Source organism: uncultured Holdemanella sp., assembly GCF_934754935.1.
In the GTDB taxonomy this organism is placed as follows: Bacteria; Bacillota_I; Bacilli_A; order Erysipelotrichales; family Erysipelotrichaceae; genus Holdemanella.
In genome coordinates this window covers 21664-29222 of the sequence record NZ_CAKVJB010000030.1, presented here as the reverse complement: position 1 = coordinate 29222, position 7559 = coordinate 21664, and the positions used below count along the sequence as shown (strand labels likewise).

General features: G+C 31.6%; 8 protein-coding genes. 1 reads left to right on the top strand and 7 read right to left on the bottom strand.

Translation table 11 applies throughout. The features are described 5' to 3' along the window. Positions 1-654: 654 nt before the first annotated feature. Positions 655-2175, top strand: coding sequence for a cardiolipin synthase (gene cls, locus Q0E86_RS08610; RefSeq protein ID WP_295756253.1), 1521 nt, complete (start codon positions 655-657; stop codon positions 2173-2175). Between the two features lie 38 nt (positions 2176-2213). On the opposite strand, the gene Q0E86_RS08605 is transcribed toward cls, so the two are convergent. The 7 genes from Q0E86_RS08605 to Q0E86_RS08575 all read right to left on the bottom strand — a co-directional run bounded on the left by Q0E86_RS08605 (position 2214) and on the right by Q0E86_RS08575 (position 7539). Beyond that, entirely contained in the window at positions 2214-3146 is a 933-nt protein-coding gene (locus Q0E86_RS08605) for an ROK family glucokinase (protein WP_295756250.1), read from the bottom strand. Between the two features lie 38 nt (positions 3147-3184). Then, on the bottom strand, positions 3185-3868 hold the full coding sequence (locus tag Q0E86_RS08600; RefSeq protein ID WP_295756242.1) for a hypothetical protein: 684 nt from the start codon (positions 3866-3868) through the stop codon (positions 3185-3187). Beyond that, positions 3850-4536 (bottom strand): hypothetical protein, encoded by a 687-nt coding sequence (locus Q0E86_RS08595; RefSeq protein WP_295756240.1) that lies wholly within the window; start codon positions 4534-4536, stop codon positions 3850-3852. The genes Q0E86_RS08600 and Q0E86_RS08595 overlap by 19 nt, the downstream gene beginning before the upstream one ends. Positions 4537-4618: 82 nt before the next feature. Beyond that, positions 4619-5257, bottom strand: coding sequence for a J domain-containing protein (locus Q0E86_RS08590; protein ID WP_295756226.1), 639 nt, complete (start codon positions 5255-5257; stop codon positions 4619-4621). Further along, positions 5254-6993 carry a molecular chaperone HscC gene (locus tag Q0E86_RS08585; protein ID WP_295756225.1) on the bottom strand — a complete coding sequence of 580 codons (1740 nt, stop codon included), beginning with the start codon at positions 6991-6993 and terminating at the stop codon, positions 5254-5256. The genes Q0E86_RS08590 and Q0E86_RS08585 overlap by 4 nt, the downstream gene beginning before the upstream one ends. Before the next feature lie 9 nt (positions 6994-7002). Then, a complete protein-coding gene (locus tag Q0E86_RS08580; RefSeq protein ID WP_295756222.1) occupies positions 7003-7284 on the bottom strand; it encodes a hypothetical protein in 282 nt (93 codons plus the stop codon). A gap of 54 nt (positions 7285-7338) precedes the next feature. Then, a complete protein-coding gene (locus tag Q0E86_RS08575) occupies positions 7339-7539 on the bottom strand; it encodes a hypothetical protein (protein ID WP_295756219.1) in 201 nt (66 codons plus the stop codon). Positions 7540-7559 lie beyond the last annotated feature (20 nt).

Below are 7559 nucleotides of genomic sequence, written 5' to 3'. Positions count from 1 at the left end.
AAATTTGACATAAAAAAAGCGCTACATAAGCGACATTTGGAATATTTACGATTTTACAACTGTCGAACTACCGGGTGGTGCCGTTGGATTTGTATGGTATAACGAATCTGCAAAAATCACAAAAATTGTTTTTTATGGTTCTATAACTATAGAATAATCAAAAAATAAAATATATAATCACGCTATATATTAGGCAAAACCATCAGTTAAAGAAACAAATGTTAATATTCTTTTTGCACAATCGTATACATAGTGTTATACTATGCTATGCTAGGTAAGAACCCTTACTCACATCTTATCTAGCCTATTCCAAATGGCCAGCACTCTTTCTTACCCTTTCAGAGTGTTGGCTTTCATTCTATTTACAATAATTTTGTAAATTTATGACATATGTCATTATATTTTTCGTTTTCACGTGTTATAATATGCCTAGTTAGATGACTTCAAACGCCAACATAATAATTTTTAGCATATGAAAATAACGCCAACTACCTCATATGTTATAATTCATCTAACAGTCGATTAGAGAACTAGACTCCTCAAACACTAACATTCTAGTTCTCTCCTCTATTAAAGATATTTTGAGTCAACATTTATTGTTGGCTCTTTTTAGTTTAAATGGTATATTACTCTATGCAGAAATGAGTTGATTGTATGAAATTAAAAATATGGTTAGGTAGAATTATTCCATTAGTCATTATTGCACTTGGTGAAGTTGGATTATATTGCATATTATTCAAATGGCTAACAACGTCATTTGTATTCATTGAAGTTGTATTGCACATTCTATCTGTTTTAATTGTCTTAAATATCGTTCGAACGAGCAGACACCTGTCTTCCGATTTAATGTGGATCCTTTTAATCATTTTATTTCCTGTATTTGGTACATTTGTATATGTATTGATGTTAATAAGCTTATTATTTGGAAAAACATTTCGAAATATCATTCAAGAACAAAAAAAGGCATCTTCTTATTATATCCAAGATGAATCGATTATAGATGAAATCCGTAATGAAAATCCAGACTATGTATCCCAACTTGCCTTTCTATCTGAAGAAGGCTACCCTTTTTATCGTAATACCGTCTTTGAATATTATGCTCCATGTGAAAATGGATTTGATGTAATGTTAGAAGAACTTCAAAAAGCAGAAAAATACATATTTATGGAATACTTCATTATTGAAGAAGGTTTTATGTTTAATTCTATACTTTCTATATTAGAAGAAAAAGTCAAACAAGGTGTTGAAGTACGTGTCATGTATGATGATATGGGATCGTTAGGTACACTTCCTGCTTCTTATGCTAGACAATTGGAGAAAAAAGGCATTAAAGCCGTTTCCTTTAATCGAATCTCCCCTATTATCAATACGATCATGAATCATAGGGATCATCGGAAAATCATGGTTATTGATGGAAAGGTTGCCTTTAGTGGTGGTGCTAATTTAGCGGATGAATATATTAATAAGAAAGTTAAGTATGGTCATTGGATGGACAATATCATTTGCATTAAAGGTAAAGCTGTATGGTCTTATTTAGTCATGTTTTTGACAAACTGGAATGCGTTGCGCCACGAAGATGAGGATTATACGGTATTTAAAAGTGAAATTATTGAAGATGAAACTTTATATGATGGCTATATTGCTCCTTATGCAGAAACACCATTAGATGAAGAACTAACAGGTCAATCTGTTTATGAAGACTTATTAAATAATGCCAATAACTATGTGTATATTATGACACCGTATTTAATTATTGATTCTGAAATGATCAATACGTTGATTCATACGGCTAAAAAAGGTGTGGATGTTAGAATCATTATGCCAGGTATTGCCGATAAACAAATCGTACATGATATGGGTAGAACGTATTATGCGCAATTGATTCAAGGTGGCGTTAAAATCTATGAATATGAACCTGGTTTTGTACACTCTAAAGTCTTTATATGTGATGATACATATGCCACAGTAGGAACAATCAACTTAGATTACAGATCATTATATCTACATTTTGAGAATGGCACTTTATTATATAAGTCAAAGAAGATCATAGATGTGAAACTAAACTTTATGGACACATTGGAAAAGTGTAAAAAAATTCAAGTAGAAGATACACATGTCAATATTGTGAAAGGCTTATTCTTAAGCATTATTCGTATCTTTTCACCATTACTATAGAAAAAATGCAAGGATTTAGCCTTGCATTTTTAGTAGAGTTAAAACAATGATTTTACACATCCATACATTCCAGCATCATTTTCAAGTTTCGCCAAAACGATAGGTGTGTTTTCACATGCATGGAATGCATACTCTTTAAAGAAAGTACTGATTTTTGAAGTTAAGATCTCTCCAGCTTTAGAAACACCGCCACCAATCACGATAATTTCTGGATCCATTACACAACATACTTGTGCGAGTGATTTAGCTAAAATTTTACAAGTTAAATCAACAATTTCATTGGCAACTTCATCCCCATTTTTAGCTTCATCATAAATATTCTTGGCTTCTAAAGATGAATAGTCTCGTAAACTCGAACTACGAGTATCTCGTTCTAAAGTTTTCTTAGCCTGAGTGACAATACCTGTAGCTGAAACATATTGTTCTAAACAACCATGATTGCCACAGTTACAAGCAGTTGGTTCATCATCCCTTACAGGCATGTGTCCAATTTCTCCACCAGCTCCATGCATTCCAGAAATGATCTTTCCATCTAGAACACATCCGCCACCAACACCAGTACCAAGTGTAACCATCAATACGTCTTGATAACCTTTTCCTGCACCTTGCCACATTTCTCCAAGGGCTGCCACATTGGCATCGTTTCCAACTTTTACATTAAAACCAGAAATTTCATTAAATTCCTTTTCGACATTGAATTTATTCCAACCTAAGTTTACACATCCATTTACTTCCCCATTTTTATTGACCGGTCCTGGTACACCTAGACCTACACCAAAAACATCATTTTTATCGATGTCTTTCGATTCAATAGTACGATCAATAAAATCAGCAATTTCAGTAAGAATATGTTTTCCATTCTCTGTTTTATTAGTAGGAATTTCCCATTTTTCAATCAATTTCCCTTCCACTGTAAATAAACCAATCTTTATTGTAGTACCACCAATATCGACTCCAAATCCATATTTCATATTATAATTTCTCCTTTAATAATAGCTTATAAAAAATCTCAAAAAGAATCAATCACTTGTTTAAGTAAATCATCCACAATCATTTTTGTATATTGTTCAAATCCATATGGAGTTCCATCACACAATGCATAATCACCTGAATATTCAATGACTTTGCCACTTTTTAGATGTAAAATATATTGGTTACTTTCACCACCACATAAATTTGGCTTATATGTCTTTTCACTACCCATATTCATTTTGATCTCGTCAAAGAAATCTTGAATAATCGATTCCGATACATGATATGTTTTAGAGTCCAATTGAATCTTTCCATCCACATTTATTGATATATTTTTTCTTTCAATAAGTGGTCCTAAAACATCTTCATATTCTTCAAATACACAATCCAATTGTACAATTTCTTCATGTGTTAAATCATGAAACCATTCTGGTTCTTTAAAGTAGAGTGGTTTATTTAGAAGATAATCCATATCTTCATCATCGACAAATTCAAGTTCAGCACGAATCAAACAATCATTTGTGTCCGGATCTACTTTACGATCTATAATTTCATACAATTCAACTGAATGCACATTGTCATTTTCATCATAAAGATATTGAATTCGATGATGAGCTTTTGTGTACGAAAAGAGATTGGTGATATATGTTTTATAAATAGAACCATCTAAATAAGATGTGTTGGATTTTATATCTTCTAAAATTAAATTGTTATCTGACATTTCTTGAGTAACTCCTCTACTATATTTGTCGTAATATTCTTTTCATCAGGCTCTGTACAATAATTGCCATGATATTCAAACACATTTCCATTTTCACAATACAAAGTAAAACTTCTAGACCATCCACCAACATATCTAGGTTCATATGTAGTTTCACTACCTAGATTTATTTTCATAGCTTCAAAGAATTGTTGAATATATGTCTTGTCCACTTGATAGGTTGAAATCAAAGAATCCTCAATTTGAATCATTCCAGTATCAAATATAGATATATTTATAGTTCGATTGTCACTAGTTTTATCATCGATTAAATCACATATATCCCAATCCGAATAGCTGCACACAATTTTATTGATCTTTTCATGTCTCAAATCATGAAACCATTCAGGTTCATTAAAATAGAGTGTTTTATTTAGAAGATAATCCATATCACCTTCAAACTCAACTTCTGCTCGGACAAAGATTTCATTTGTGTCTGGATCTTTCTTTGATTCGTATATATAAACAGTTTCTGGAATATATACATTTCCTTCTTCATCATAAAAATCATTGATTGTGTGATGTGATTTTGTATATGAAAAAAAGGAAGTTACATAAGATTTATATAAAGATCCATCATAATTCGATTTATGAGTGATTGATTTTTCTAAAGTTAAATATGTTTTCATGATTAAACATTACCATAATAAAAAGGCTATTTCTAGCCTTCTTATTTACAATTAAGGATTCTTGTTTATTTTTTTGCGATTCTTAAACTATGCCTAAGATCAATTCTACAAGAATGACACTAATCACAATAAAAGCTACAAAGGCAGGACGTTTATAATATGGCACATTCGAATATTCCAAAATACTCGATAATCTAGACATACTATATTTTCCTAAATAGATATAAACCGAATCCCTTGGATTTTTGACATATTTTAATTGACGAGATAAAAAGATGTCTTCTAATCTTCTACAAAACAATTCATCCTCTAAATACGGCAAAAATTTAGAATCAGTAAATACCTGTACAATTTCTTTAGAACCAATCTTTTTAGGCAAACTTCTTTCAATCGAATTCAATATATCTTGATATACAACTACATCCTCTTCATTTTTCACAAACAAAGTCTCTACTTTAGGAATGGGTGGAGGAAGGATTGTATCTTCTTCTATTGAAATGGGTGGTGTTATAATATCTTGTTTACTTTCTATATTTTGTTCGTATGAAACAGACTCTATTTCATGATCTAGATGTAGACATTGTTGATAAGCCGCTTGGATTTGTTTAAATTCTTCTGGATTTTCTTCCGGATGATACTGTTTTAAAAGTCTCGCATAAGCTTTCTTGATTTCTTTTTTATCCTTTGTAGGCTCAATTCCTAATACTTCCCAACAATTCATGCCAAATACTCTCCTTCTTCATTCTCTTCTTGACTAAAGATATCTAATTGATCTACATTTTGACTTTCTTCAATCTGATCTAAGATTTGTGAAACTTGATTGATAAGATGTTTTCTTTTTTGAATATTGTTGATCAAAGTATCCATGTCTTTTGTAAAGTCTGCATGAAGTCGCATTAAATAATCTTGTGTTTGCTCATCCACCTCTTGATAGATTCTTTCAATACGAGCAAGCAAGGTATCCACTTCATTATTTTGGTATAAAGCTAAAGACACTTCTTTAATGGAATCCAAACGAACAGAAGCATCTACTTTTTCTAATACATTACCTTTTGATACTCTAAAAATATAATGTTCCTTAGTCGAATGCACAATAGCTTCTACATACAACATGGAATTGATGTCATACGAATATATTAAATCAAAAGATTCATAATCATGCATATTTCTAGGAACATGAATAAAAGCTTGGCCTAAAAATAAGTTTTCCTTGGCATACATAGCTTGCCCTTGAAACACACTAATATTGACTTTAGTTTGTCCCTTATGTACCGTACGTAAAGTCATCTTTTTACTAGTCGGTAAAACCGAGTTTTTAGGAATAAGCACGGTTGATAATTCTAAGTCTGGATTTTGTTCGTTATATGTCGAAGTACTTAAAGAGAAAGGACAAATATCTGTTACAACTATGTCTTTAATACTTTCATCCCTTTGTTTAATGCCAATATATTTCCCTAGTCCTAACACAACTAAAGAATCCATATTCTCTTCTTTTAATACAGGAATATTTAAAGCGTTTGATAAATAATGTTGAAGTACCGGCATTTGACTTGAGCCTCCTACAAGGATCAAACTATCAAGTTCACTTGCTGAAAAACCACTATCCTTAACAGCTTTACCAATCACATTCTTACAAGATTCTAGTAGAGAATGTGTAATATTGAATAATACATTTTCATCAAATATACAATTATAATTCTTATTTAAATGAACTAAAGATACTTCAACCACACTTTGTGTACTTAACTTGATTTTGGCTTGTTCACAAGCACGCAATATGCTTTGTAGAAAAGAAGGGTTCAAGACATTATAGTTTAATCCATTCTTCAAACAAAAATATTCGGCCATAGCACGATCAAAATCTGTACCACCCAAATGATTGTTTCCGCTGATCGCATTGATACTAATCACATTTTCAAAGCAGTCAACAACTGAAACATCTAAGGTTCCACCACCAAAGTCAAAAACAACGAATGTTTCATATTCATCGTCCATATGGCATGCGATAGCTGCAGCACTTGGTTCATTGATCAAACGCTCTACTTTAACACCTAATAATTCTCCAATTCGCTTTGTATCTTGTCTTTGACGTGCATTAAAATAAGCAGGAACACTAATCACAACTTCCGTAATTTTTTCACTTAAATAGTTTTGTGCATCTTCTATCAATTGTTTCACGACAAAAGAAGAAAGTGTAGCTGAATCATATTCTTTCTTATCTAATGTATAAGTAATATCTGTACCCATAGTTCGTTTAAACAAGGATGCACTACACTCTGGATGCGTAACTAATCTTTCCTTGGCGAGTTTTCCTACAACAATTTTTCCATCCAAGATACTGACTACACTTGGCGTTATATATTCATTAAACGCATTGGGAATCAATACTGGCTTTCCTTCTTTATAGACAACCGCTAAACTGTTGGTTGTTCCTAAATCCACACCTAATATTGTCATATTCTTCTCCTAACAAAAGTTTAAAATAGCTAAAATGATACTAAATGCTAATGAAATACTTCCATAAACAATTAGAAAATATTTTAAAACAACGGACAATACATGTTTATAGCCTTCTGCATATTTAGTGAAAACACCTTTTTTGCGTAGTACAAAATATAGAATGATACATACAACACCAACAATTCCATTATATATGATCAATAGTGGAATCAACATGGATAGAAAGAACACACATAAGATCCATCCTACACAAAACATCATTAATAGTAATACACACAAACCGCCCATAATATCGCCCTCTTTTATCTAAATATAGCATACTAAAAGCGGTATTTCTACCGCCTAAAAGTCTTTGTGGAATCTTCCACCATAATGATTGTCCTTGTAGTTTGTGGTATACAAATATATAAGTAAAACCACAATCAAAACAAGCCCAACAATGAATAAGGAATGGGCTGACATCTTTCCATATAAGAACATGCATCCACATCCGATAAGTAATAATACATCAACAATAATGACAACAGGATCTAATTTTTTCATATCTTAACACTTCCCTTCAA

Coding starts and splice junctions, on each gene's coding strand:
- cls (WP_295756253.1), top strand. CDS start 655: ATGAAATTAAAAATATGGTTAGGTAGAATTATTCCATTAGTCATTATT.
- Q0E86_RS08605 (WP_295756250.1), bottom strand. CDS start 3,146: ATGAAATATGGATTTGGAGTCGATATTGGTGGTACTACAATAAAGATT.
- Q0E86_RS08600 (WP_295756242.1), bottom strand. CDS start 3,868: ATGTCAGATAACAATTTAATTTTAGAAGATATAAAATCCAACACATCT.
- Q0E86_RS08595 (WP_295756240.1), bottom strand. CDS start 4,536: ATGAAAACATATTTAACTTTAGAAAAATCAATCACTCATAAATCGAAT.
- Q0E86_RS08590 (WP_295756226.1), bottom strand. CDS start 5,257: ATGAATTGTTGGGAAGTATTAGGAATTGAGCCTACAAAGGATAAAAAA.
- Q0E86_RS08585 (WP_295756225.1), bottom strand. CDS start 6,993: ATGACAATATTAGGTGTGGATTTAGGAACAACCAACAGTTTAGCGGTT.
- Q0E86_RS08580 (WP_295756222.1), bottom strand. CDS start 7,284: ATGGGCGGTTTGTGTGTATTACTATTAATGATGTTTTGTGTAGGATGG.
- Q0E86_RS08575 (WP_295756219.1), bottom strand. CDS start 7,539: ATGAAAAAATTAGATCCTGTTGTCATTATTGTTGATGTATTATTACTT.